This is a genomic window from Bradyrhizobium sp. USDA 3262 (assembly GCF_054060035.1).
On sequence record NZ_JBSSCT010000001.1, the window covers coordinates 4,871,495 to 4,895,136 of the forward strand.

General features: G+C 63.7%; 24 protein-coding genes. 11 read left to right on the top strand and 13 right to left on the bottom strand.

Annotated elements, in window-relative coordinates; all coding sequences use genetic code 11:
- Positions 1–52: 52 nt before the first annotated feature.
- On the bottom strand, positions 53–1,327 hold the full coding sequence (locus ACVWYP_RS22225) for an MFS transporter (RefSeq protein WP_304499810.1): 1,275 nt from the start codon (positions 1,325–1,327) through the stop codon (positions 53–55).
- A gap of 114 nt (positions 1,328–1,441) precedes the next feature.
- On the opposite strand from ACVWYP_RS22225, the gene ACVWYP_RS22230 reads away from it, so the two are divergent.
- A complete protein-coding gene (locus ACVWYP_RS22230; RefSeq protein WP_304499811.1) occupies positions 1,442–1,894 on the top strand; it encodes a winged helix-turn-helix transcriptional regulator in 453 nt (150 codons plus the stop codon).
- A 223-nt stretch (positions 1,895–2,117) separates the two neighbouring features.
- Here ACVWYP_RS22230 and ACVWYP_RS22235 read toward each other — a convergent pair whose 3' ends face one another.
- Positions 2,118–2,450: a DHCW motif cupin fold protein gene (locus ACVWYP_RS22235; protein WP_304499812.1), complete on the bottom strand. Its 333-nt coding sequence runs from the start codon at positions 2,448–2,450 to the stop codon at positions 2,118–2,120.
- Between the two features lie 224 nt (positions 2,451–2,674).
- A complete protein-coding gene (locus ACVWYP_RS22240; protein ID WP_304499813.1) occupies positions 2,675–3,046 on the bottom strand; it encodes a nuclear transport factor 2 family protein in 372 nt (123 codons plus the stop codon).
- A 137-nt stretch (positions 3,047–3,183) separates the two neighbouring features.
- Here ACVWYP_RS22240 and guaA point away from each other — a divergent pair, with 137 nt between their 5' ends.
- Complete coding sequence (gene guaA / locus ACVWYP_RS22245; protein WP_304499814.1) at positions 3,184–4,782, top strand: glutamine-hydrolyzing GMP synthase; 1,599 nt, start codon at positions 3,184–3,186, stop codon at positions 4,780–4,782.
- Between the two features lie 166 nt (positions 4,783–4,948).
- Positions 4,949–5,674, top strand: coding sequence for an FRG domain-containing protein (locus tag ACVWYP_RS22250; RefSeq protein WP_304499866.1), 726 nt, complete (start codon positions 4,949–4,951; stop codon positions 5,672–5,674).
- 1,305 nt (positions 5,675–6,979) lie between these two features.
- Here ACVWYP_RS22250 and ACVWYP_RS22255 read toward each other — a convergent pair.
- Positions 6,980–7,543, bottom strand: coding sequence for a TetR/AcrR family transcriptional regulator (locus tag ACVWYP_RS22255; RefSeq protein ID WP_304499867.1), 564 nt, complete (start codon positions 7,541–7,543; stop codon positions 6,980–6,982).
- A 107-nt stretch (positions 7,544–7,650) separates the two neighbouring features.
- On the opposite strand from ACVWYP_RS22255, the gene ACVWYP_RS22260 reads away from it, so the two are divergent.
- On the top strand, positions 7,651–8,304 hold the full coding sequence (locus ACVWYP_RS22260; RefSeq protein ID WP_304500280.1) for a glutathione S-transferase: 654 nt from the start codon (positions 7,651–7,653) through the stop codon (positions 8,302–8,304).
- Between the two features lie 171 nt (positions 8,305–8,475).
- On the opposite strand, the gene ACVWYP_RS22265 is transcribed toward ACVWYP_RS22260, so the two are convergent.
- Positions 8,476–9,075, bottom strand: a complete 600-nt coding sequence (locus tag ACVWYP_RS22265; protein WP_304499868.1) for an NADPH-dependent F420 reductase — start codon at positions 9,073–9,075, stop codon at positions 8,476–8,478.
- Between the two features lie 41 nt (positions 9,076–9,116).
- The gene (locus ACVWYP_RS22270) at positions 9,117–9,851 is read right to left on the bottom strand and encodes an SDR family NAD(P)-dependent oxidoreductase (RefSeq protein WP_304500281.1); all 735 of its coding nucleotides are present in this window, start codon (positions 9,849–9,851) and stop codon (positions 9,117–9,119) included.
- A gap of 316 nt (positions 9,852–10,167) precedes the next feature.
- Here ACVWYP_RS22270 and ACVWYP_RS22275 point away from each other — a divergent pair, with 316 nt between their 5' ends.
- The gene (locus tag ACVWYP_RS22275; RefSeq protein ID WP_304499869.1) at positions 10,168–11,064 is read left to right on the top strand and encodes a LysR family transcriptional regulator; all 897 of its coding nucleotides are present in this window, start codon (positions 10,168–10,170) and stop codon (positions 11,062–11,064) included.
- 252 nt (positions 11,065–11,316) lie between these two features.
- Here ACVWYP_RS22275 and ACVWYP_RS22280 read toward each other — a convergent pair whose 3' ends face one another.
- Complete coding sequence (locus ACVWYP_RS22280; protein ID WP_304499870.1) at positions 11,317–11,553, bottom strand: hypothetical protein; 237 nt, start codon at positions 11,551–11,553, stop codon at positions 11,317–11,319.
- Positions 11,554–11,933: 380 nt separating this feature from the next.
- The gene (locus tag ACVWYP_RS22285) at positions 11,934–13,079 is read right to left on the bottom strand and encodes an NAD(P)/FAD-dependent oxidoreductase (RefSeq protein ID WP_304499871.1); all 1,146 of its coding nucleotides are present in this window, start codon (positions 13,077–13,079) and stop codon (positions 11,934–11,936) included.
- A 369-nt stretch (positions 13,080–13,448) separates the two neighbouring features.
- Between ACVWYP_RS22285 and ACVWYP_RS22290 the strand changes: the two genes are divergently transcribed.
- Positions 13,449–14,636 carry a serine hydrolase domain-containing protein gene (locus ACVWYP_RS22290; RefSeq protein WP_453946050.1) on the top strand — a complete coding sequence of 396 codons (1,188 nt, stop codon included), beginning with the start codon at positions 13,449–13,451 and terminating at the stop codon, positions 14,634–14,636.
- A 78-nt stretch (positions 14,637–14,714) separates the two neighbouring features.
- Here the strand turns inward: ACVWYP_RS22290 and ACVWYP_RS22295 are convergent, their stop codons facing one another.
- Entirely contained in the window at positions 14,715–15,368 is a 654-nt protein-coding gene (locus tag ACVWYP_RS22295; protein ID WP_304499874.1) for a glutathione S-transferase family protein, read from the bottom strand.
- 665 nt (positions 15,369–16,033) lie between these two features.
- Between ACVWYP_RS22295 and ACVWYP_RS22300 the strand changes: the two genes are divergently transcribed.
- From ACVWYP_RS22300 to ACVWYP_RS22320, 5 genes are all read left to right on the top strand, one after another.
- On the top strand, positions 16,034–16,570 hold the full coding sequence (locus ACVWYP_RS22300) for a helix-turn-helix domain-containing protein (protein WP_038383612.1): 537 nt from the start codon (positions 16,034–16,036) through the stop codon (positions 16,568–16,570).
- Positions 16,571–16,746: 176 nt separating this feature from the next.
- A complete protein-coding gene (locus ACVWYP_RS22305; protein ID WP_453946048.1) occupies positions 16,747–17,781 on the top strand; it encodes an adenosine deaminase in 1,035 nt (344 codons plus the stop codon).
- Positions 17,771–18,940, top strand: coding sequence for an MFS transporter (locus ACVWYP_RS22310; RefSeq protein WP_456684138.1), 1,170 nt, complete (start codon positions 17,771–17,773; stop codon positions 18,938–18,940). The genes ACVWYP_RS22305 and ACVWYP_RS22310 overlap by 11 nt, the downstream gene beginning before the upstream one ends.
- 114 nt (positions 18,941–19,054) lie before the next feature.
- Positions 19,055–19,528: a VOC family protein gene (locus ACVWYP_RS22315; RefSeq protein WP_304499876.1), complete on the top strand. Its 474-nt coding sequence runs from the start codon at positions 19,055–19,057 to the stop codon at positions 19,526–19,528.
- A 188-nt stretch (positions 19,529–19,716) separates the two neighbouring features.
- The gene (locus ACVWYP_RS22320; RefSeq protein WP_304499877.1) at positions 19,717–20,982 is read left to right on the top strand and encodes a serine hydrolase domain-containing protein; all 1,266 of its coding nucleotides are present in this window, start codon (positions 19,717–19,719) and stop codon (positions 20,980–20,982) included.
- 124 nt (positions 20,983–21,106) lie between these two features.
- Here the strand turns inward: ACVWYP_RS22320 and ACVWYP_RS22325 are convergent, their stop codons facing one another.
- The 4 genes from ACVWYP_RS22325 to ACVWYP_RS22340 form a co-directional block, all read right to left on the bottom strand.
- Positions 21,107–21,604 carry a peptide deformylase gene (locus ACVWYP_RS22325; protein WP_304499878.1) on the bottom strand — a complete coding sequence of 166 codons (498 nt, stop codon included), beginning with the start codon at positions 21,602–21,604 and terminating at the stop codon, positions 21,107–21,109.
- A gap of 70 nt (positions 21,605–21,674) precedes the next feature.
- Positions 21,675–22,547, bottom strand: coding sequence for a bifunctional helix-turn-helix transcriptional regulator/GNAT family N-acetyltransferase (locus ACVWYP_RS22330; RefSeq protein ID WP_304499879.1), 873 nt, complete (start codon positions 22,545–22,547; stop codon positions 21,675–21,677).
- A 157-nt stretch (positions 22,548–22,704) separates the two neighbouring features.
- Positions 22,705–23,172 carry a carboxymuconolactone decarboxylase family protein gene (locus ACVWYP_RS22335; RefSeq protein ID WP_304499880.1) on the bottom strand — a complete coding sequence of 156 codons (468 nt, stop codon included), beginning with the start codon at positions 23,170–23,172 and terminating at the stop codon, positions 22,705–22,707.
- A 91-nt stretch (positions 23,173–23,263) separates the two neighbouring features.
- A complete protein-coding gene (locus tag ACVWYP_RS22340) occupies positions 23,264–23,638 on the bottom strand; it encodes a hypothetical protein (protein WP_304499881.1) in 375 nt (124 codons plus the stop codon).
- Positions 23,639–23,642: the final 4 nt, after the last annotated feature.

Consider the following 23,642-nt stretch of genomic DNA (forward strand, 5'->3'; position numbering starts at 1 on the left):
ACGTGTCGCACGATGGATTGCTTCGCTTCGCTCGCAATGACGGATGACCCCGCTACGCCTCGGAGCACACGCCGACCGGCACCGGCGTCTTGCTCACGACGATAACCCAGTACAGCAGCGCAGAGGCGCTGATCGCGGCACCCAGCACGCAGACGCCGGGCCAGCCGGCGGCCGCATAGGCCATCGTCGAGGTGATCGCGCCAAATCCAGTACCGATCGAATAGAACACCATATAGCCGCCGACCAGCCGGCTCGCCGCGTCGGGCCGCGCGGCGACGATCAGGCTCTGGTTGGTGACATGGATCGCCTGCACCGCGAAGTCGATCATCAGAACGCCGGCCACGACCAGCCATAGCGAGGTGTCGAGGCAGGCGATCGGCACCCAGCCGGCGAGCATCAGCAGCAGCGACAAGCCGGTGGTGCGCTGCCCCCAGCCGCGGTCGGCGAGCTGGCCGGAATTGCGCGCCGCCAGCGCGCCGGCGAGGCCCGCGATCCCGAGCATCCCGATCGTGGTGTGCGACAACGAGAGCGGGGGTGCCGCGAGCGGCAGCACGACCGAGCTCCAGAACACGCTGAAGCTTGCGAAGATCAAAAGCGCGAACACCGCGCGTTCGCGCAAGACCTGCTCCTCGACGAACAGCGCGACCGTCGAGCGCAGCAGCTTTGCGTAGGACGATCCGGCCATCGGCTGCGGAGCATGCCGCGGCAGTGCGCGTGCCAATAGCGCCGCCAGCACCAGCGTCAGCGCGGCCGAGGTGAGGTAGACCACGCGCCAGCCGCCGAGATCGGCCAGCGCGCCGGCGGCAAAACGTGCCAGCAGGATGCCCGACACCACGCCGCTGGTGACGGTGCCGATGGTGCGGCCGCGGTCGGCCGGTGCTGCCAGCGTCGCGGCGTAGGCGACCAGCACCTGGATCACGACGGCGAGCAGCCCGACCAGCACCATGCCGACAAGCAGCACCGCGGCGTTCGGCGCGGTGCCGACGATGGTCAGCGCGATCGCCGACAGCACGGTCTGGCCGACAATCAGCCTGCGGCGGTCCCAGAGATCGCCGAGCGGCACGATCAGCATCAGGCCGAAGGCGTAGCCGACCTGGGTCAGCGTCACGACGCCGCCGATCACCGCCGGCGTGATGGAGAGATCCTGCGCCATGGTGTCGAGCAGCGGCTGCGCGAAATAGATGTTGGCGACGCTGAGGCCGCAGGCGACGGCGAACAGCAGCACGACGGCGGGCGACAGAGCGCGAGCCATGGTGTCGCCGGGCTTGTCGTTTGTCTTGTGATGGTCCTCGGCCGGCCGGGCCTCAGCCATGGTCTGGTTCGTCATCTTGCCTCCGCTGCAATTCGCAATCTGGTCTCATCATGAGACCAGTTGCGCCGGACGCTGTCTAGTCCTATTTTAAGACCAGTTCGGAATCGTGATCGAGGGAGGCGGAGCGCGATGAAACGGACCGCATTTGCGAAAGCGGAATGCCCGGTGGCGCGCGCGCTGGATGCAATCGGCGACTGGTGGTCGCTGTTGATCGTGCGCGACGCGTTCGACGGCTTGCGCCGGTTCGGCGACTTCCAGAAGAATCTCGGCATCGCCAAGGGCATGCTGACGACGCGGCTGCGCACGCTGGTTGCAACAGGCGTGCTCGAGCAGGTCGCGGCCTCCGACGGCAGCGCCTATCAGGAATATGTGCTGACCAAGCGAGGCCACGACCTGTTCCCGATCGTGGTTGGCCTCAGGCAATGGGGCGAGGCGCATCTCTACGCGCGCGGCGAGCCGCATTCGGTGCTGCTCGACCAGGCCGGGCAGGCGGTCGGGCAGCTCGTGCTGCCGTCGAAGAGCGGGCGGCCGCTGGGCTGGGCGGATACCAACGTGAGGAAGGTCGCGGCGCGGAGGCGGTGAGTGTCTAAGCAACGTCTCTCGACGACGCAACATCCACGATGTCGTCCCGGCGAAAGCCGGGACCCATAACCACCGAAGGTCGTTATTGCACGACGCTGGGGCCACAGCGTTCTAACAACTCAACCCTGTGGTTATGGGTCCCGGCTTTTGCCGGGACGACGAGGGGAGAGATCACGCTGCAAGCCTTTGCGCGGGGGTGACGGGAGAGAGGGGAGGTCCCGCGTCAATCCACAATAAACAGCGTCGCACCCGTCTTCGTCGACGAACGGTGCGCGGCGTCGCCGAAGTCGGAGACCTGGTAGCTCATGCCCGGCTTTAGCGTGAATTTTCGGCCGTCGCGCAGCTCGGTGTCGAGCTCGCCCGTGACGACGTAAAGCACGTGGCCGCGATCGCACCAGTGATCGGCGAGATAATCAGGCGAATACTCGACCATCCGCACCCGCAGATCGCCGATGTTGAGCGTGCGCCACAGCGCCTGTCCGGTCTCGCCGGGATGCACGGTGGGCGAGACATTGCTCCAGTCGGTGACGGTGAAGGGCAGGGGTGGGATTTTCATGGGCTGGATCCTGATGTCGCGTCTTCCGCTTCTGCATCCCATACACCGGCGTCATCCCCGCGCAACGGCGAAGCCGTTGTCGCTGGAGGTGCGCGTCGAGCGGTGCGCAAGCAGCGCTCGGCGAGCCTCGAAGGATGGGATGGAGCCGGGCCGTCGCCCTTCGAGACGGTCGCTTCGCGAGCTCCTCAGGGTGACGGACCGGGTTGGTCGATGCCACGACAAACTCACCCCACCAGATGGTTCGCCGAGCCCTGCTTGATCTTCCCCTCGGCATCCAGCCGCAAATACTCGCAGATCTTCTTGCCGCGTTCGTTCTGGTAGAACACGACGACGCTGTCGGGCGAGACATAGAGGTCGATCAGCGCGAAATGCAGCTCGGGCAATTTCGCCAGCGCCGCGCTCCAATAGGCCCGCAAGCTCGCCTTGCCGCGCACCGTGCCTGATGCGCCGAAGCCGAGCGGCGGGATCCGGTCCGAGGTCATCTCGGCATCCTCGGCATACATCGAAAGCACCCGCTCGAGGTCGCGCGCGTTCCAGGCGGCTACCCAGTCGCGGCCGAGCGCGGTGAGGCGCGACGGGTCGTGAAAATCCGGCATTGGTTTCCTCCATGTGGCTCATGGCCAAATTAGGTCAATAATACTGACCTATATCGATTTGTCCATGCCCAAAGAAGAATGTGGGCGCCCCTTCGAGCGCGGTTGCGGGGGCGGGCGCCGTCGCGTATCTGCTTGCCATGACAGCCCAGCACACAGCCCGCGAACCGTCGACGCCCTCCGTGGCCTCGGCGCATGACAAGATTCTGATTGTCGATTTCGGCAGCCAGGTGACGCAACTGATCGCCCGCCGCGTCCGCGAGATGGGCGTCTATTCCGAGATCGTGCCGTTCCAGAAGGCGGAGGCCGCCTTCAAGGAGATGAAGCCGAAGGCGGTGATCCTCTCCGGCGGTCCGGAATCGGTGCACGAGACCGGCTCGCCGCGCGCGCCGCAGCTGATCTTCGAGTCCGGTGTTCCCGTGCTCGGCATCTGCTACGGCCAGATGACGCTCGCGGCCCAGCTCGGCGGCGAGGTCGAGGGCGGGCACCACCGCGAATTCGGCCGCGCCGATGTCGAGGTGAAGACCGACAGCCAGCTGTTCGACGGCATCTGGGGCCACGGCGAGAAGCACCAGGTGTGGATGAGCCATGGCGACCGCATCACAAAAATGCCGCCGGGCTTTTCGGTGGCCGGCACCTCGCCGAACGCGCCGTTCGCGATCATCCAGGACGAGACGCGCAAATATTACGGCCTGATGTTCCATCCCGAAGTGGTGCACACGCCGGATGGCGCAAAACTGTTGCGCAACTTCGTGCGCAAGGTCGCAGGGCTCACCGGCGACTGGACCATGCGCGCGTTCCGCGAAGAGGCGATCGAGAAGATCCGCGCGCAGGTCGGCAAGGGCAAGGTGATCTGCGGCCTGTCCGGCGGCGTCGATTCCGCCGTGGCAGCGGTCCTGATCCACGAGGCGATCGGCGACCAGCTCACCTGCGTGTTCGTCGATCATGGCCTGCTGCGGCTTGACGAGGCCAAGACCGTCGTCGACCTGTTCCGCAACCACTACAACATCCCGCTCGTCCATGTGGACGCGTCGAAGGAGTTTCTGGGCGAGCTCGAGGGCGTCACCGACCCCGAGGTGAAGCGCAAGACCATCGGGCGGCTGTTCATCGACGTGTTCGAGGCGGAAGCCAAGAAGATCGGCGGCGCCGCGTTCCTGGCGCAGGGCACGCTCTACCCTGATGTGATCGAGAGCGTCTCCTTCACCGGCGGCCCGTCGGTGACCATCAAGTCGCACCATAATGTCGGCGGCCTCCCGGCGCGCATGAACATGAAGCTGGTCGAGCCGCTGCGCGAACTGTTCAAGGATGAGGTGCGCGTGCTCGGCCGCGAGCTCGGCCTGCCCGAAGTGTTCGTCGGCCGCCACCCGTTCCCGGGCCCCGGCCTCGCCATCCGCTGCCCCGGCGACATCACCAGGGAAAAGCTCGACATCCTGCGCAACGCAGACGCGGTCTATATCGACCAGATCCGCAAGCACGGCCTCTATGACGCGATCTGGCAGGCCTTCGCCGTGCTGCTGCCGGTGAAGACCGTCGGCGTGATGGGCGACGGCCGCACCTACGAATACGTCGTCGGCCTGCGCGCCGTCACCTCGACCGACGGCATGACTGCGGACTTCTACCAGTTCGACATGAAGTTCCTCGGCGAGACCGCAACGCGCATCATCAACGAGGTGAAGGGCGTGAACCGGGTGGTGTACGACGTGACGAGCAAGCCGCCGGGGACGATTGAGTGGGAGTGAGGGGGCGGCATAGTATGCCAGCGTCCCCTGCGTGGCGGCTTTGCGCGAACTGTAGGAAAACAAATTGGGTCCGAAAGCCGACTTTTTGAGATTGCTTGCCGTGCGACCGCTTTCGACATGTAAGCGCGCATAACGCTCCAATTAGGTGGCATCGCCGAGGGATACTATGGAGGTCTCAGAGTGGAAGGAGGGTTGGCAGCTCTGGGACCTGGTGGCCCATCTCACGAAGGTTGGTGCTGTCAGTTCGAACAATCTCTTCCGAGGTCAGAGCGATGCAGATTGGAGTCTATTGCCTGGGCTCTACAGGCGCAATGTAAATATCTTTAGCGACTCCCAAACTACTGATGAGCTGTATTTGGTCGCCGAGCAGCAAATGCTCGAAGCTTTCTTTGACCGAGGCGCGATGCTGCTTCCAAATTTTCCGCGTGGCTCGCTCATTGACCGGATCATCGCCCAACACTATGGCGTGCCGACCCAGCTTCTTGACTGGACGCTAGATCCGTTCATCGCGCTTTATTTCGCTGTGCATGGTGGGAATCCGGAGAAGAACTGTGCGCTGTTTTATCTCAATCCACTGAACCGGCTGAACAGCGGTACCCGTAACGTCGACCTCCCTTGGCGGCGCAAGATCACGTTGGTGTTTCCACCTGTGGTCGATGACCGGATCCGAGCTCAAAAGAGCGCCTTCACGCTGCACGCGTTCGGCGGCGCCGAGGCTTTCATCCCACTTGACCAGCGCAAGTTGAAGATTTCCGAGACGGGAGAGGGAACCCATAGCGGTGACGAAGTACAAGCCATAGGCAAGATCATCATCCCTGCCGAGCGTCGCCAGCAGATACTGTTTCAACTCATGCAGCTTGGAGTGGACAGTTCGCTCGTCTATCATCGCTGAGTCTGTTCTCTCTTCCGTGACCGATGCCATCCAGCCGTTAAATGCCATCCACATGCTGACGAAAGACATGAAGGCGGATCGCTGGCGCGATGCGTTCTCAATCAAATGCTGTGCTACTTCGATTGAATCAGGGTTGAGCGAATGAAAATTGTTGAAGCTAATCACACCGGTCTCAGACTTTGAGCTATGAAAAAAAAAGGAGTTGACGTACACGTTATAATTGCATCGCTCAGCGCGCAATAGGTCCTCGCGGTCACTTGCTCGCTTTTTTCTCGTCGGCGAGCGTCGCCCGAACGAGCGACCGCGGTAGAGTTGCTCCGCGCTTTATTGCGCGTATCGCCTTTAGTCTCTCCCGCGTCGCCGGTAAGTCGCTGAAGCGCGGTCAAACTGGCTTTGTCTCCGGCGAAACTCAAATCTCGCTCCATCACCCGCGACAAATCACCCCGACGGGCAACTCACCAAAACCTGTCAATCCGCGACTAAGAAAATATTCCGCTTGGCGTTTGACCCAACTCAGATGTTCAATATGCGCATCCCACCCGACACGAGGGGCGCTTCGCGGTCGTCACGAACGTGGTGTGGGATGCGGTGGACGCTGCGTGCGCGACTGACGAGTGCGCATGAAGTGGACGGTGAAGTCGTGTGGTCCTGACGCCCTTGTGGTAGGTGTCTTCCGCGAGATGCGAAGCATCTTCGCGAAACGGTGACAAAAAAGCCCAGTCTCGCCGGGGAGAGCACGAAGTAAGCCGCACAACCATCGCGCAGGGAAGGCCGGATGTTTCCGGTTACACCTGTGGTCCTACCCCCGAGCTCTCTACCCATTGCTCGGGGCCCATGGGTGCGATCGGCACCCGGTCTTCCCTGCGCCCTCTGATCGAAGAGGGTGAAACCAACAGCAAGGCTCGGACGATTGTCGTCGCGAGAACGCGTTGTCATATCTGACGCTGTTTGACACCGTTGAACCGAACTGTGCGCTGTTCATCCGGCGCGGCCAGGGTGTCCCCCCACTGTGCGAACGGCGCCCATGCGCCGATCACTGCTCCTTCCCAAACAAATCCTGGAAGATGAGCCGGCCCCAAACGCGGCCGCGTGCGTGCACCAGCGAGCGTAGCCCGGATGAGCCAAGGGGTCGCGCGAACGCGCGCCCGATGACGGGCTCCGCGATATCCGGGGCACTTCCTGTCAGCGTGTCGCGTGGTGTCCCGCATATCGCTTCGCTCATGCGGGCTACTCGCTACCATGGCTTGGAACGATCGAGTGGGAGTAGGGCGTCGCCGCCTCATCTCGATCTGACATTCGGGCCATCTATGCCGGCAGAAGACCCGCGGCGCGATAGCTGTCGATCATCGAGTCGTAGAGCGAAATATCGGAGCGGCTTCTGGCGACGAGTTGCGCGCCGGCGACGGCGGCGAAGATGGCGCGGGCCCGCTGTTCGCTCTTTCTCGAATTGACCAGGCCCGCAGCCACCAACAGCTTGCTGAGCCACGCCACGTTGACGTCGGCAAAGGTCTGGACCTCCTTCTTCACTGCGTCCGGCAGGTGGTCGACTTCCGCGGACATGAAGCTGCAGAGGCACATGCGATTGTTGCTCTCGAGCGCTTTGCGAAACACGTCGGGATATCGACGCAGGCAGCGGACAGGATCGGCCGTTTCTGCCAGCATCGACTCGAGTTGGACGGCGGTGTCCTCCCAGTAGCGCCGCGCGACGGCCACGCCGAGATCGGCCTTGCTCGGAAAATGGTGATAGATGCTGGCGGCCTTGATCCCGACTTCGTCGGCGAGATCGCGGAAATTCAAGCCGCCATAGCCGCGCGCCTGCGCGGTCCGCTTTGCCGCCGCCAGGATGGCCTCCCGAGAGCTTGAACTCACTTCATCGCCTCACTGCTTCGTTATCTACCAAGTGACAGATAGGCGTTGACCGGCCGGATTTGAAGGCTAGTTTGACCCTACCAAGTGACAGGTAGACAGGAGTCATGATGAAGATTTACGATTGGCCAACTGGCCCATATCCGGCCCGCGTTCGCATCGCCTTGGCCGAGAAGAACCTGCGGTCGCAAGTGGAGTTCGTACTGGTCGATCTCTACAAGGGCGAGCACAAGAAGCCCGAATTCATCGCCAAGAACTACTCCGGCACCCTGCCGGTGCTCGAACTCGACGACGGGACCTTCATTGGCGAGTGCACGGCCATCACCGAGTACCTTGACGCGCTCGATGGCGCGCCGACGCTGACCGGCAGGACGCCGCGCGAAAAGGGCGTGATCCACATGATGAGCAAGCGCGCCGAACTGGAACTGCTCGATGCCATCAGCGTCTATTTCCACCACGCCACGCCGGGTCTTGGGCCTCATGTCGAGATCTATCAGAACCCCGAATGGGGATTCCGTCAGCGCGACAAGGCCCTCAAGGGGATGCACTACTTTGACGGCATTCTGAAAGCACAGCCGTTCGTTGCCGGCGACGCATTCACGATGGCCGATATCACCCTCATAGGCGGCTTGATCTTCGCGGGACTGGTGAAGGTGCCGGTGCCGATGGAGTGCGAGGCTCTTTTGGCATGGTATGCAGCGATGCAGGAGCGTCCCAGCGTCAAGAACCGGATAACGACGTCCGAGCCGATCGAGGCATCTTGATCGAGATCGTCGTTTGCGAACACCGCTCTCGTGAGACTTACGCGAGAGCGGATCGCCAGGACCGCAAGCGTAGCCCGGATGAGCGCAGCGACATCCGGGGCATTTTCTATCCGCGCGTCGCGGGTGCCCCGCATGTCGCTCCGCTCATGCGGGCTACGGATCGGAAATCCGTTACTGCTCCTTCTTGAACAAATCCTGGAAGATGAGCGGGCCCCAAATGCGGCCGCGTGCGTGCACCAGCGCGCCACCCTCGTTGAGCTTTCCCAGCCTGACGGGTGCGAACCCGAGTTGCTTCGCCAAGGCGGCCACAGGCGCGATCGCGTCCTCGTCGTCACCAGCCAGAAAGACCACCCGGTGGCCGCCCTCGACGATCGGATCGGCAGCCAGCTTGGCCGCAACCAGGTGATTGAACCCTTTGACGAGCTTGGCGCCGGTGAACGCCTTCGCGACGAAGGCGGAGGACGGGAGGCCGTCCAGCTCTTCAGGGACTGGAAACGCATTCATCGCGTCGATGACCGTCTTGCCTTTCCAGCTCGGCAGGGCCTTCGCAACCTCGCGATGCTCCCCGAACGGGACCGCCAGGATGATTGTGTCGGCCTCGAGTGCTTCCCGCAACGACTTGACGACGACCGCGGGTCCAATCGCCCGAGCCTGCGGCGCCAACGCCTCGGGCGGCCGGCGGCTTGCGACGGCCACCTCGATGTTCTTACGGGCGAAGGCGTGGGCGAGGGCCTGGCCTACCTTACCGAATCCTACAATCGCATAGCTCATGATACTTCTCCGATCCGTGTTGATACTGATTTCCCGGCCTTTCAGATGGCCGAGAAGCCGCCGTCGACAGACAGCTCCACCCCGTTCACGAAGCTCGAATCGTCTGAAGCAAGAAACAGCGCGGCCGCCGCAATTTCCTCGGGACGACCCATCTTTCCCCGCGGGATCAGGGATTCGAACATCCGCTTCGCCTCCTCGGTGAGGACCTGGTCCTGCATCGGTGTGGCGATCGGCCCCGGGCTCAGCACGTTCACCCGGATATTCCTGCCCTTCAGTTCGTTGAGCCAGGTGCGTGCGAATGAGCGCAACGCCGCCTTGCTCGCCGCATACACGCCGTAACCAGGAAAGCCTTTCACCGACGCAACCGACCCGGTCATGAAGATCGAGCCGCCATCGTTGAACAGCGGCAACGCCTTCTGAACCGTAAACAGCGTGCCGCGCGTATTCAGGTCGAAGGTCGCATCGAAATGCCGCTCGGTAATCTCGCCGAGTGGGACGGCTTCGCCGATGCCGGCGCTTGCGTACAGGACGTCGATCTTGCCCTTTTGCCGCTTGACCGTATCGAACAGGCGGTCGAGGTCGTCGAGATTGGCCGCGTCGCCGCGCACGCCGGTCACGTTGCGGCCGATCAGCCTGACGGCCTCGTCGAGCGCTTCCTGCCTTCGGCCCGTGATGAAAACATAGGCGCCTTCTTCAACGAACCGCCGGGCGCTCGCCAGCGCCATGCCGCTCGATCCACCCGTGATGACTGCAACCTTACCCTCAAGCTTTCCCATGACTTCTCCTTTCGTCGTGTCGGACAGCGTCTCTGGTCCCATTTGCGAGATGGCCCCCGAGAACCTCGACGTAGCTCCGCCGGCGTCAGGCGTTGAGTGCGGAAGCGTGCACATCGGTGGTGCGAAATCGATCCGGCTGGACGACTGACGTCAGCCGCGACGATCGGTGTCCGCCGTTCGGTATTGGGCTGCGCTTGTCGGCATGGCTATCCGGCTTGGGCTATGATGATCGCCCGTGCTACCCACACACGAGATGCTGTCCGATGTATTGGACACGGGCTTTGGAAGGCGCACCCCAGCGGTGCCGGATTGCACCATGATCGACTGGGATGACGTTCGCTACTTTCTTGCCGTCGCGCGCGGAGGGTCGGTGCGGGCTGCCGCCGAGCGCCTCGGGGTGAACCACTCGACCGTGCTGCGACGCGTCGCCCAACTGGAGGAACGGCTCGGGGCGCAGATGTTCGAAAAGCTGCCTTCGGGCTACCGCCTGACGGCTGCGGGGGAGGAGGTCCTCGAGCTCGCGGAACAGATGGAAGCGTCGTCGCACCAGCTGGAGACGCGCGTCTTCGGCCGCGACCAGGGCGTGCGCGGGCGTCTGCGGGTGACGCTGGCACCGCCCCTCGCGACGCACCTGCTCATGCCGGACTTCGCCGATTTCGCGCGTCTGCATCCGGACATCGAGATGGAAATCCTGTCGTCCGGCGAGCTGGCAAATCTGACCAACCGGGACGCCGACGTCGCGATCCGCGTCGTCTACGACTGCAAAACCCTGCCGCTCAATCTTCACGGCCTGAAGGGACCGGAGCTGTTCGGAGGCATCTACATATCCCGCGATCGACTGGCCGCGTGGCGTGCGGGCGCGCCCGATCCCGTTAGGTGGATCGTCATCAGCATTCACGGAATCCCGGACTGGGCCCACGAGGGCGAGGTTCGCACCGCCGAGGTTCCGTTCAGGGCCACGGATGCCGAGGCGCAGATCGTCGCGGTGCGGCAGGGGCTCGGGATGACGACGCTGCCGTGCTTCGTCGGAGATGCCGACCCCCTGCTGGTGAGGGTGCCGGGCACCGACCTGCACATGTACGGGACGCTCTGGCTTCTCACACAGGGGGAGACACGCAAGACGAAGCGCGTGCGGCTCTTCACCGAGTTCGTATCCCGCAGGCTCGCCGCGTACGCGCCGCTTCTCGCCGGGCTGTCCGTATCGCGCGGCTGACGCGCGGCGGGAGTCAAGACGAAGAAACGTTCTGCAACGACAAATCAACTCATTGGGCGCGATGAGCACGATCGAGCAGGCGTAGCCCGGATGAGCGAAGCGATATCCGGGACATTGCCTATCCGCGTGTCGCGTGGCGTCCCGCATATCGCTGCGCTCATGCGGGCTACGCGCTGTTTCAGCGTCGCGATGGCGCATCGCGCCGGTCAAGCGGCTAGCGGGCAGCCCGACCGATCGATGCGCGCGGAGCGATCAATATGGACCGGGCTCGCAGGGGACATTGTTGCCGGTCCAGGGCGCAGTGGCGAATGAGCCGACGCGCGGCGCCGGAATGCAGGCCCGACCGTCGACATAGACGGGCTCGGTCGGCGCGGCGGCGCTCGCCTCCGCGACGTGGCGGGACACGGCGTGGGCTTCACGCGCCATTGCCGGCGACGCGATCATGGCAACCGCGATCAAAGCAGCCGACAGGAGTTTGACGTTCGTCATGGAGTTTCTCCGTTTTGTTTATGGGGCCAAGGAGGCTGGCCTCGTCGAATATTTGTGTGCAGCAACGGCGGACTTAAATGCAATCATCACTCACGCCGGCTCAACGCTGCGTGAGCAATGATGTCCTCGCCGTTGTGTTGCGCGATGCAGGCCAACACCGACAGGCCGGATGAACGAAACGTAATCCATCACGTCTTCGCGTGATGATCGTGAGGGCGCGTTACGTCCGCGTTGGCACTCCGACGGGTTCAGCAAGCGTAGCCCGGATGAGCCAACGGGTCGCGCGAACGCGCGCCCCGTTGGCTCATGCGGGCTACCCGCCGGCGAACCCGTCCTGCGTGCCTAGGAACTTTCGGACGCAAACGCCGCACAAAACTCCGTCACGGCGCGAGCTCGGGTCTGACCTCGCCGAGCAGCGCCATGCCGCCGAGCCGGCCGAGTTCGTCCGAACATTTTGCGCTCTTGCCGTAGCAGCAGAAGGCGACCGTGACGCGCTCCGAAAGCGGTCCAATGCAGGGCAGGCCGCTGTCGCCGAAGGTGGTCATGCAAGGCACGACGCGGCGTTCCTCGAAAGCGAGGTCGCGAATGCGGTCTAATATCTGTCCTTGAAGCCGATCGGCGACTTCAATCGATCCGCCCGAGCGGAACCAGTCCTTGATATCAGCGTCGCTGTCGAGTGGAAGATCGACCGGATCGCCGCCGAGCTTCAGCCAGGTCTGGCCGTCTGGATAGGGGATCGGCGGCAGGATGTAGGGATTGTCGCCCTTGGGCCCGAGACAACGCATCGACGGCATTCCGGCCAGGCGTTGAACCTCCGCCGCACCAAGCCGGAACAGCGCCGCGGTCCGCCCATAGACCGTAAAACCCAGGGAGCGGCCGAGCAGCGATTGGGTGTGCCCGCCAGCCGCAACCAGAACGCGCTCGGCCTCGACGCTGCCCGATCGCGTCCGGATCGTCACGCCGGAGCCGCTTTCCGAAATCCCCAGCGCGGGTTCGTCGATGATCCGGGCGCCGGCGCGCTCCGCCGCGATCGTCTGCGCGCGGACCAGGCGGCGCGGGCTGATGTATCCGGCATTGCGCGGCTCGAAGTAACCCTGCATTCCCGCTGTCGATTTCAGAAACGGAAAGCGTTCCGCGAGCTCCGCATCATGATAGGCTTCACACCGGATCCCGTCTTCGGCACAGATCCTGCCGATCGAAGCAACATCAGTGGTTTCGCTGTGGCCAATGTGAAGCGCACCGGATTCCCGGTAGAACTCCACGCCGCTCTCCGCTGAAATCTCGCCGTAGCGCGAAATCGCCGCGCGGTTCGCTTGCCGCCAGAACGGCCCCGGATCGTAACTGCGCGTGATGCGGCCCTCGTCATAGTGGCTGCCGAACACGCCGCCATGGCGCGAAAAATCCGCCGGCTCATCGGGCCCAATCAGCGCAACATCATGGCCCATCTTGCTCAGATGCCGCGCAGCCGCCGACCCGATCAGGCCACGTCCGATCACCGCAAGTTTGATCGCTTGATTCGTGCTCACGAATAAGTCCTGCGCTCCGCCTGCATCATCGGTGTGAAATCGACCATGTCATTTCCGATGCTCTGGCAGCAAGCATAATCCAGCCGAGCGCGCAGCAGGACTGGCGAAGCGTGATCCATCACATCTTGAAGCCACGCGCGAGGTGGCGGGTTGCGTGTCGCTAACCCGCCCTGCGATATCAGCCAGACTTTTCGCGACTGCCGGGACGTCGGCGTAAGCCCGTGTCTGATGACGCTGCTTTCCGCACGAACGTTCCACCGCCCCAACTTGAAACAACAGTCACGGTGATTTCACTCGCGCTGGACGGCGTTATATGAGATGATACAACCAAAGGTCAACATCGTGCATTGTCACCGGCAGGAGGGCGAAATGAGCGACCAGATGATCGACGCGACGACAAGTTCGGCACAGATCGTTCAACAGGCGGCCAAAAAATATCTGGGCATCAGCAACGCACCTGGCTGCTGCATCGCGGTCTATGACGAAAAGTCGTTCGGCACCAAGGGCTACGTCTACCCCAAGGGACTGTCAGGCGTGGCCGGCTCTTCGCCCGCGCCATTCAGTGTCACGACCGACACGGTGTTCGAGATCGGATCGGTGACCAAGGTGTTCACCAGCACATTGCTGGCGGTGGCGGTCAAGGCGGGTGGTCCCTCTCTTGACGACACCATCGGCCCTTATCTGAACCTCTTCAGCGCGAACGTGGTGGGAACGCCGGTGCTGGACGCCATCCAGCTCGTGCAATTCGCCACCCATACCTCCGGCATGCCGGAGCAGCCGGGGGACGGCTTGACCGGCTACAGCGAGCAGCTGTTTGCGGACGAGCCGCCCTCCAGTGAACTCATCAACTGGTGGAATCAATATGATACGCCGCCGCAGGGCTGCTGGCAGTATTCCAATATCGGCTTCGTGACCCTGGGCTTTGCGGTCACGCAGATGTTTGCGAAAGACAAGGGCCATAACTACAACGAGATCCTGGCCGAATACGTCACCGGTCCGCTCGGCATGAAGCAAACGGGAGCCGTGCTCAACTCGTCGTGGAAGATCGCGCAGGGATGTATCGGGCATTGGAGCAAGAGCTCTGAGCCGCCATACCAGATCGTTTTCGACCGCAACACGCCGACCGGCGGCACAGCCTTTGATCTGAAAACCACCGGCGACGATATGGTCAGGTTTCTCGCGGCGCAGATCGCGGCCCCGAACGGGGTGCTCGGGTCGCAAATCGCGCTCACGCAGCAGAACCAGGGGACATTCCCCGTTTGCGGGGAGAAGACCAGCGTCACCATGGGCCTCGCCTGGCAGATCACCACGGACACGCAGGGCCATACCGTTTTCACAAAGAACGGCGCGACGAGCAGGGGCGGATTCGAAGCGATCGTGATCGTCGTGCCGGAATTGCAATGCGGTGTCGCGGTGCTGAGCAACCAGTATTTCGATGCGTCGGGCGTGCATCCCGCGGGGATCGGACCCGGCCGCACCGCACTGGAGATTATTTCGCAGCTCCATCCAGGATTCGAGCTGACCGAACCGTTACCAGAGCACGATCCGTTCGACTAGCAAACTGGCCCGGACTGGCGCAGCGATGTCCGGCGGCTTTGCCGTCTGCGCGAAGGCCTGTCCCTGATGTCGCCAACCTCAGCCGGTGGGTCGCTTACCCGTGTTGACCGCCAGCTGAGCCTCGAAAGCCCGGCGGTAAGCCGGCCGGGCTTCGCCGCGGGCGACATAGGCGGACAGGCTCGGATATTCGTTGAGAATGCCCGATGCTCTCAGCCTGAGCAGCACCGACACCATCATCAGGTCGCCCGCACTGAACGCGCCGTCGAGCCAGTCGGCGTCGCCGAGGCGGGGGGAGAGTTGTTTCAGCCGCTCGCGGATGCGATCCATGACCAGAGGCAGGCGCTCTTTGGTCCAGGGCTTGTCGCTCTCCAGAATCCTGGCGGTCATGAGTTCGAGGATCGGCGGTTCCACCGTGTTGACCGCGGCAAACATCCAGGTGATTGCGCGGGCGCGGGCATTGGCATCGCCCGGCAGCAGGCCGGCATGACGTTCGGCGATATGCAGCACGATCGAGCCTGTCTCGAACAGCGCGAGATCACCTTCCTGATAGGTCGGAATCTGGCCGAAGGGATGCAGCGCCAGATGCACGGGTTCCTTCATTGCCTGGAACGAAACCAGGCGAACCTCGTAAGGCTGGCCCGCTTCTTCCAGCGCCCAGCGAACGCGGGTATCGCGCGCCAGTCCCTTGCCGCCATCGGGCGACCGTTCGAAGGCGGTAATGATGGGCGTCATCGCTTCTCTCCATGTCTTTGCGTTCCGAGGACGAGCGGGCGGCGCGCGCCCCGACAGCCGATTCCGGAATCTTTTGGCCAAGCGTAGCCCGGATGGAGCGCGGCGAAATCCGGGACCGGTTCTGCCAAAGGCGAGAACCCCGGATTTCGCCGCGCTCCATCCGGGCTACAGGCTCGCGCATGCGTGTCACGCAGTCGAGTTTCCCCGACGCAATTCAATTCCTCTCGCGCTGCCTGCGACGGGCAAATCAGCGGCTCGCGTAACGCACTCAGTGTCGTCCCTGCGAAAGCAGGGACCCATAACCACCGATGGTCATTGTTGAGCGATGCCAGAACGACGAGTCCTGTTCCCAACCGCGGCCGCGGCGTATGGGTCCCTGCTTTCGCAGGGACGACGGCGTGCTTGCGGAATGGTTGCGGCCACCGCATCGCGCGGCCGGACCGGACAGGCATCTTCATCGTGATGGCGGTGTGCGGTTTCGCCAACCACCCTATGCAAAAAAAGGAAGACTGCCGTGACCGGGCTCGTGAGATGCCTGTGGTTCGACCAGCGCCAGGCGCGCGGCTGCGGAGTGTACGCCGCAGCCGTTCCTGGTAGCGGTGTCCGCGGAGCATGTCCTCGCTGACCCGCGCCACGAGTTGCAGAACAAAGTCGGGTGAATGTTGATGGGTGATCAAGGCCGCGGGTTGCGACGAATGCGATTGCTTCGTCAGATGAAGCAAAGCCACCTCGCTGAATTGATGGGTGTGGATCAGGCGACCGTGTCGCGCTGGGAGCGCGGCATTCTCGATCTGTCTGAAAGCCAGTGGATCTCGGCGCGCCGATTGCTCATGGGTCCGTTCGAGCCGGCCCAGGATGCCGCCCTGAAGCGTCTCGTCGAATCCTCGACGCGCAAGGTCCATCTGGTGTGCGACCTGACGCATCGGCTGCTTGCCGCATCGGCGCCCAGGCAGGCCGAATGGCGAACCGGCTTGTCCGAATTCCTGGGCAAATCGCTGCGTGTCTATGCCTCTCCGGAAATCCTCGCGGCCGACACCGCGCTCAATGATCTCGGCTGGTATGATGGGCAGCTCAGCTCGCTCGAGGTCAATACGGGTCCGAACTCTGATGCGGACCTCGTGATCCTTCCGGGGCGCATGCTGTGGGAGCGCCTCATGCTCGCCGACGGTGCCCCCGCACGGCTGGTCACCACCATTGCCTGATGCACGGGGAGGCTGCCTCAGCCGGATAACACTCGCATATTTTATGCGTGGCGACCTTTCGACAAAGGCTGCTAGGTCGGGCTCGTACGGCAGATGAGCTTTGGCCCGCGCATCCGTTTGGATGCGCCGGAATAAGCCCTGAAGCGGAACACGCCCGAGGCCAGAAATCGCGTTCAATGAATTCCGTTCCGTTGTTTGACATCAAGGCCGTTCCGAAGGCCGAGCTTCACGTGCATGTCGAGGGAACGCTGGAGCCGGGCATGCTGCTCGATTTTGCCCGCCGGAACGATGTGGCGATCCCGTACCGCTCGATGAGCGACGTCCTCTCGGCGTATCGCTTCTCCGATCTCCAGTCATTTCTGGAGATCTACTGGGCCGGCCTGACCGTGCTTCGGACGGAGCGCGACTTCTATGAGCTGACGCGCGCGTACCTGACCCGTGCGCAGGAAGACAATGTCGTTCATGCGGAAATCTACGTCACCCCGGCCGACCATACCGAGCGCGGCGTGCCGTTCGATGCTGTCATGGACGGCATCAGCGCCGCTTATGCAGACGCGCGACGCGATATCACCGGAGGCATGATCCTGTGCGTTCGCCGGCATAAGCCTGTTGAAGAGGCTTTCGCCGCGATCGAGGCGGCGCGCCGCTGGCGCGACGGCGTGCTGGCCCTCGGACTCGGTGGACCGGAAAAAGGCTACCCGCCCGGGCCCTTCGACGAGGTCTTCGCCCGCGCCCGCGCGCTTGGCTGGAAGACGACCGCGCATGCCGGTGAGGAAGGGCCGCCGCACTATGTGACCGAAGCGATCGACAGGCTGCGCGTCGACCGCATCGATCACGGCGTCCAATGCGAGGCCGATCCGGCACTGATGCGGCGCCTTGCCGACGAGGGGACGCCGCTCACGGTATGCCCGCTGTCGAATGTGGCGCTGCGGATCTTCCCCGATCTCCAACGTCACAATCTGCGCCGGCTGCTCCACGCCGGCCTCTGCGTCACGGTCAACTCCGACGACCCGGCGTATTTCGGAGGTCACGTCAACGAGAACTTCGTCCGCGCGGCAGCGGCGTTAGGCCTGACTGCCGAGGAACAATTGAGCCTCGCCGACAACAGCCTCAAGGCTGCGTTCATGGATGAAGCGCGGCGTCAGGCCTATCGGCGCGTCATCAGGGAGATCAGGCGGCCCATCCACACCGGTCACCTGCATGACGACTGACAGTCCCGGGCTCCGCGTCTGGCTCGCCGTCATCGTGCTCGGCGTTGCTTCGTTCACGATGGTCACGACCGAGTTCGCGCCGGTCGGGCTGTTGTCCCAGATCGCCCTCGATCTTGGTCGAGACCAGGCCGCGGTCGGGCTCACGGTCACGCTCTATGCCTGGATCGGCGCTGCCAGCGGCCTGTTGTCCGCGGTTCTGCTGCAACGTTTTCCCCGCAAGCCGCTGCTCGTTGTTCTGATGCTGGTGCTGTCCGCGAGCAATCTTGCTGCGATGCTTTCCGACAGTTTCACGGGGTTGCTGCTGGCGCGGGCGGTCGGTGCCGTCGTTCACGGCTTCTTCTGGGCGATGGCGGCCGCGATCGCAACGCAGATCGCGCCGTCTCATCGCATGGGTGTTGCGACAGCGATCGTGTTCGGCGGAATCTCGATGGCAACCGTCATCGGCGTGCCGCTGGTCAACCTCATCGGACAGAACAGCGGATGGCGCGCGGCATTCGGCGTGATCGGCGGCGTCGGATTGTGCACGTCGGTCCTGATGGTCGGGGTTCTTCCGCGGCTCCGAGCCGGATCGCCGGCGGGATGGCAAGCGCTGGCCGCGGTGGTTCGCCGACAGGATCTGCGCAGAATCTATTCCGTGACGGCGTTCATGGCGGCGGCGAATTTCGCAGCCTACACCTTCATCGAACCTTTCCTCAGCGAGATCGCGGATGTGCCGCCCTTCATGATCGGTGTGATGCTGTTCGGTTTTGGCGGAGCAGGATTCGTCGGCAACATCCTGACCGGTGTTCTGATCGATCGCTTCATGACATCCGTCATCACGTGGGGACTGCTTGCCCTCGCGGGCGCGCTCGTCGGGCTTGGATGGTTTGGCCCGCAACTGGGGACCGGCACGGCCGTTACCTTGCTCGTCGTCTGGGGCGCCGCCGTCGCGGCGCTGTTCGCGGGCCTTCAGACCTGGATCTTGCGTGCGGCCGGTTCCATGGCAATGTCCGCGGCCGCGATCCACTCGGCCGTCATCAATTCGGCGATCGGCGTCGGAGCCATTCTTGGCGCCCGGATGCTGAATCACTCGGATCTATCCGGAGTGATGCTGATGGCGGGAGTGATCGTCATCGTGCCGCTTCTGATCATGCGCGTGGGCCGAAGTGGCGAAACATGATCCGCGATGGCGGAACACGTTGTGGAACGATAACCTGCGCCGCGTCGAACCAGGACCATAATCACGCATTATGACCGCTCCATCCCGCTCGATCATCCCTGCAAGGAGACTGCCATGACCGATCTCGTCACATGCCTCTGGTTCGATCAGGGCCGGGCGCGCGAAGCGGCGGAGTTTTATGCCGCGACGTTTCCCGACAGCCATGTCGGCGCGGGCCATCCATCTCCGATACCGGGCATCGGGCAGGGCGAGGAGCTGACGGTCGAGTTCACCGTGCTCGGCCGGCGCTTCGTGGGGCTGAACGGAGGCTCCAACTACACGCCGAACGAGGCGGTCAGTTTCATGGTGCTCACCGACAGCCAGGAGGAGACCGACCGCTACTGGAATGCGGTCACGTCCAATGGCGGCAAGGAATTGCCGTGCGGCTGGTGCCGGGATCGCTGGGGTTTTGCCTGGCAGATCACGCCGCGGCGGCTGCTCGAGCTCGTCAACAGCGCCGACCGCGCCGCCGGCAAGCGCGCGATGGAGGCGATGATGACGATGAAGAACATCGACATCGCCGCGATCGAGCGCGCGGCGGCGGGGTAATCCGCGTGCCGGAATGATCTGGCCCGGGCTCGATAGTCAAGTGTCCGATCGAGCTGGTATCTGCGGCGCGCGGCCATTCGCGTTGCGGCGTGCGCTCGCCGCGACGGTCACCCCGGCGCAAACGCGGGATGTGCCTGGTGCTGTCGCGTGATACGAAATTCGCATTCGCAGCTCTGGAGCCAGCCCTGATGTCCGTCGCAGCCGCCGCCGCCAATCAACAGCAAAATCTCACCGCCGCCGAATCCGATCCGCAAACGCTTGGCTGGATGCAGGGCTTTCCGCCGCCGCAGGACAGGACCATCACCTTCCAGAACGGCTCGTTCCGCAGCTTCCCCGAATTGCGCTGGGCCTGGAGCAACATCCGCCAGCTGGTGCCGACCGTGAATGTCTGGCGCGGGGCAGGGCCGGCGTCGGTGCTGCCGCGCGAAGACCATGATATCGGCGCGTCGGCATCGGTGACGATGGACGGCCGCCCGATGACCTTCGCGCGCATGCTCGAGGAGACCTATGCCGACGGCATCGCCGTGCTGCACCGGGGCAAGCTGATCTACGAGCGCTATTTCGGCGCGTTGAAGCCGCACAAGCCGCACATCGCGATGTCGGTGACCAAATCGTTCACCGGCACGCTCGCCGGCATCCTGATCGCCGAGGGCAAGATCGATCCGCAGGCGCCGATCACCGATTACGTGCCGGAGTTGAGGGCAAGCGCATTCGGCGATGCCCGCGTGCACGAGGCGATGGATATGACCACCGGCCTCAAATACACCGAGGTCTATACCGACAAGAATTCCGACGTGTGGGGGCTGCGACGGGCCAACGGCATGGCGCCGATCGAGCCGGGCTATGAGGGCGCGACCAATATCTTTGATTTCCTCTGCGCGCAGCAGAAGCAGGGCGAGCACGGCAAGGCATTCGCCTACAAGACCGTCAACACCGACGTGCTGGCCTGGATCTGCCGCCGTGCCAGCAGCATGACGCTGTCGGACCTGCTCTCCGAGCGGATATGGGCCCCGATGGGCGCCGAGGAGGATGCGCATTATCACGTCGATCGCATCGGCACCGAAAGCGGCGGCGGCGGATTGTCGACGACGCTGCGCGATCTTGCCCGGTTCGGCGAGACGATCCGCAACCACGGCCGCTTCAACGGCCGCCAGATCGTACCGTCTCAAGTGGTCGAGGATATCGCGCGCGGCGGCGATCCCGAGAAATTCAAGCCGGCCGGCTACACCACGCTGCCAGGGGCGTCCTACCGCAATCAATGGTGGGTGACGCACAATGCGCACGGCGCCTTCATGGCGCGCGGTGTTTATGGCCAGGGCCTCTATATCGATCCGAAGGCCGACATGGTGATCGCGCGCTACGCCTCGCACCCGGCCGCCGGGAATGCCGCGAACGATCCCGTGACGCTGCCGGCCTACATGGCGCTGGCCAAGGATCTGATGGCGGGAGGGTAGGACGAAGGCAGGTTGGTTCGCTCGCGCAAGACGCGTAGCCCGGATGAGCGCAGCGATATCCGGGGCTTTTCCGTCTGCTGATCGCGGCTTGTCCCGCATGTCGCTTTGCTCATGCGGGCTACGATCACGTCCGCGAGATTTTGTCGTATCGCTTGATCAGCCGTTCCCGCTTGATGCGGGACAACCGCCTGATCCAGAACACGCCGTCGAGCTGATCGATCTCGTGCTGATGGCACACCGCCCGCAGGCCGTCGGACTCTTCGGTCTGCATGTTGCCGTCGAGATCCTGATAGCGGATGCGGACCCGGGCGTGGCGCTCGACCTCGTCATTGACCCCGGGCATCGAGACGCTGCCCTCCTTGTGCAGGATCATCTCGGGCGAGGTCCGGATGATCTCCGGATTGACATAGGTCCGCGGCCCCTCGCGGGCATCGAGCTCGAGCACCACGACGCGCAGGGACACGCCGATATGCGGCGCGGTGATGCCGATGCCTGGCGCCGCATGCATGGTCTCGAGCAGGTCCTGCGCCAGTTCGCGCAGCGCGTCGTCGAACATGGTCACCGGCTCGGCCGGCAGCGCAAGGCGCGGATCGGGATAGCGCACGATGGGGCGAATGGTCATGCCCGTGTCTTAGGCCAGCGCATCGCGCCGGACAACATGCTGATGCCGGGCACCGCGTGCGGCGCGCTGTTCAGAGATGCTTTTCGAAGAACAGATCGGGGTAGGGGTCGTCATTGAAGCGCGGGATCTCGGTCCAGCCCGTCCTGCGATAGAGCTGGCCGGCTTCCGGCAGCGCGCTGTTGGTGTCGAGCCGCAACACCGCGATGCCGAGCTCGCGTGCGGCCTGCTCGGCTGCGTCCATCAGCCGGCGGCCAAGGCCGAGGCCGCGCGCGCCAGGTGCGACCCAGAGCCGCTTGATCTCCGCGAACTCGCTGCTGCTGCCCTTCAGCCCGACGCAGCCGATCGGCAGCCCGTCCGACATCGCCACGATGAAGCTGCCGCGCGGGCGCACCATGTCCTTGGCCTCGGGGTCGCGCGACAGCCTGACGTCAAAGCCTTTCTCGAACCGTCGTGCGAGCTCGGCGTAATATTCGCCGAGGCAGTAGCGCGCCTCGTCGCTGCGCGGATCCATCTCATCGAGGGCGGTGCCGTCGCGGCCGAGCGCCGAGGCGATCAGGTCCATCGCCGCCAGCAGCGCCTCGCGCTGGCTGTGGTGGGCGAGAAAGTCCTTGGCCTGCCGGTTGGAGATCGCCTCATAAGCGCTGAACTCGCGCTTACCCGCCGCCGTCAGCCGTGCGATGCGGCGGCGCGCATCGTCGCCATCCGCCGTGGTCTCGATCAGTTCCTCGTCCTCGAGGCTGCGCAGCAGGCGGCTCATCAGGCCGGAATCGAGGCCGAGATAATCCCTGATCTCGCCGACATCGGCGCGGCCGTGCCCGATCGCGTTCAGCACGCGCGCCGCGCCGAGCGGCCGGCCGCGCCCGAGGAACGAGGTGTCGAGCGCGCCGACGGCGGAGGTCACGGCACGGTTGAAGCGGCGGACGCGGGAAACGGGGTCGAGCATATATCTGACTTTAGTCAGATATCGTCGCCACGTCAATTGGCCGGCGATCCGGACCGAATGAAGCCTTAGCGCCTAAGTGCTGCGATAGCCGACGCGCATTAGCCTGGGACGCAGCGGAACGAAGTCGCCGCTGCGTCGTCTCGTGTCGTTTCGGCGGTCACGCCGCGGCCATCTTGGCCTTGATCACTTGCGGATCGACGAAGCCGCCAAAGCCGACCGCGATCCGGTTCCAGCCGTTGATGATGTTGATCAGCAAGGTCACCTTGACCTGCTCCTCCGGCGTGAAATGCGCCTTCAGCGTCTCGTAGGCCGCGACATGGGTATGCTGCTCGCAGATCCGCGTCAGGGCTTCGGTCCAGCCGAGCGCGGCGCGCTCGCGGTCGGTGTAGCAGGGCGCTTCGCGCCAGGCCGACAGCAGGTAGATGCGCTGCTCGGTCTCACCCTCATCGCGGGCGAACGTCGTGTGCAGATTGATGCAATTGGCGCAGCCGTTGATCTCCGAGGCGCGGATCTTCACGAGCTCGGCGAGCTTCGGCTCGAGGGTGGAGGTGATCGCAAGTGACGCGTCGAACCAGATCTTCATGATCTTGGGGGCGGCGGCGAGCGGATCAAGTCTGACAGTCATGGTCGGTTTCCCTGGTTTGGTTGACGACATCATGACGAACGAGGAACGGCGAATGTGACATGCCGACGCGATATTTTCATCTGCCGCGGCGCTACTGGGGCGCGAGATCGCTCGCCGCTTGCCGGAGTTCTTGCAGCAGCTCTGTTTCCCATTGCGAAGGATCCGTCAGGAACCGCGCGAGATTGTCGAAACAATAATATCCGAACTCCGACTTCGATCGGGCGGCGGACGTCGCGGCTGCACGCGCCAGCAATCGCGCGGCATACTGCTGCGCCGTCATCAGGCTCGCCGCGTGCTCGGCCATCTTCGCCATGCGCCAGAGACCCGAGTGGTCGATGGCATTGCCGAGATCGCCGAAATAGAACCCTTCCGCGAGCTCCAGGCGAGCGCTCGCGCTGCCAGCGTTCTCCAGCATCAACGGAGCGATCTTCTCGAAGAAGAAGTTCTCGTGATCGGTATCGACCAACCCG

Coding starts and splice junctions, on each gene's coding strand:
- ACVWYP_RS22250 (WP_304499866.1), top strand. CDS start 4,949: ATGGAGGTCTCAGAGTGGAAGGAGGGTTGGCAGCTCTGGGACCTGGTG.
- ACVWYP_RS22275 (WP_304499869.1), top strand. CDS start 10,168: ATGATCGACTGGGATGACGTTCGCTACTTTCTTGCCGTCGCGCGCGGA.
- ACVWYP_RS22320 (WP_304499877.1), top strand. CDS start 19,717: ATGTCCGTCGCAGCCGCCGCCGCCAATCAACAGCAAAATCTCACCGCC.
- ACVWYP_RS22305 (WP_453946048.1), top strand. CDS start 16,747: ATGAATTCCGTTCCGTTGTTTGACATCAAGGCCGTTCCGAAGGCCGAG.
- ACVWYP_RS22325 (WP_304499878.1), bottom strand. CDS start 21,604: ATGACCATTCGCCCCATCGTGCGCTATCCCGATCCGCGCCTTGCGCTG.
- ACVWYP_RS22280 (WP_304499870.1), bottom strand. CDS start 11,553: ATGACGAACGTCAAACTCCTGTCGGCTGCTTTGATCGCGGTTGCCATG.
- ACVWYP_RS22235 (WP_304499812.1), bottom strand. CDS start 2,450: ATGAAAATCCCACCCCTGCCCTTCACCGTCACCGACTGGAGCAATGTC.
- ACVWYP_RS22335 (WP_304499880.1), bottom strand. CDS start 23,172: ATGACTGTCAGACTTGATCCGCTCGCCGCCGCCCCCAAGATCATGAAG.
- guaA (WP_304499814.1), top strand. CDS start 3,184: ATGACAGCCCAGCACACAGCCCGCGAACCGTCGACGCCCTCCGTGGCC.
- ACVWYP_RS22225 (WP_304499810.1), bottom strand. CDS start 1,327: ATGACGAACCAGACCATGGCTGAGGCCCGGCCGGCCGAGGACCATCAC.
- ACVWYP_RS22315 (WP_304499876.1), top strand. CDS start 19,055: ATGACCGATCTCGTCACATGCCTCTGGTTCGATCAGGGCCGGGCGCGC.
- ACVWYP_RS22295 (WP_304499874.1), bottom strand. CDS start 15,368: ATGACGCCCATCATTACCGCCTTCGAACGGTCGCCCGATGGCGGCAAG.
- ACVWYP_RS22310 (WP_456684138.1), top strand. CDS start 17,771: ATGACGACTGACAGTCCCGGGCTCCGCGTCTGGCTCGCCGTCATCGTG.
- ACVWYP_RS22290 (WP_453946050.1), top strand. CDS start 13,449: ATGAGCGACCAGATGATCGACGCGACGACAAGTTCGGCACAGATCGTT.
- ACVWYP_RS22260 (WP_304500280.1), top strand. CDS start 7,651: ATGAAGATTTACGATTGGCCAACTGGCCCATATCCGGCCCGCGTTCGC.
- ACVWYP_RS22265 (WP_304499868.1), bottom strand. CDS start 9,075: ATGAGCTATGCGATTGTAGGATTCGGTAAGGTAGGCCAGGCCCTCGCC.
- ACVWYP_RS22240 (WP_304499813.1), bottom strand. CDS start 3,046: ATGCCGGATTTTCACGACCCGTCGCGCCTCACCGCGCTCGGCCGCGAC.
- ACVWYP_RS22270 (WP_304500281.1), bottom strand. CDS start 9,851: ATGGGAAAGCTTGAGGGTAAGGTTGCAGTCATCACGGGTGGATCGAGC.
- ACVWYP_RS22230 (WP_304499811.1), top strand. CDS start 1,442: ATGAAACGGACCGCATTTGCGAAAGCGGAATGCCCGGTGGCGCGCGCG.
- ACVWYP_RS22300 (WP_038383612.1), top strand. CDS start 16,034: ATGGGTGATCAAGGCCGCGGGTTGCGACGAATGCGATTGCTTCGTCAG.
- ACVWYP_RS22330 (WP_304499879.1), bottom strand. CDS start 22,547: ATGCTCGACCCCGTTTCCCGCGTCCGCCGCTTCAACCGTGCCGTGACC.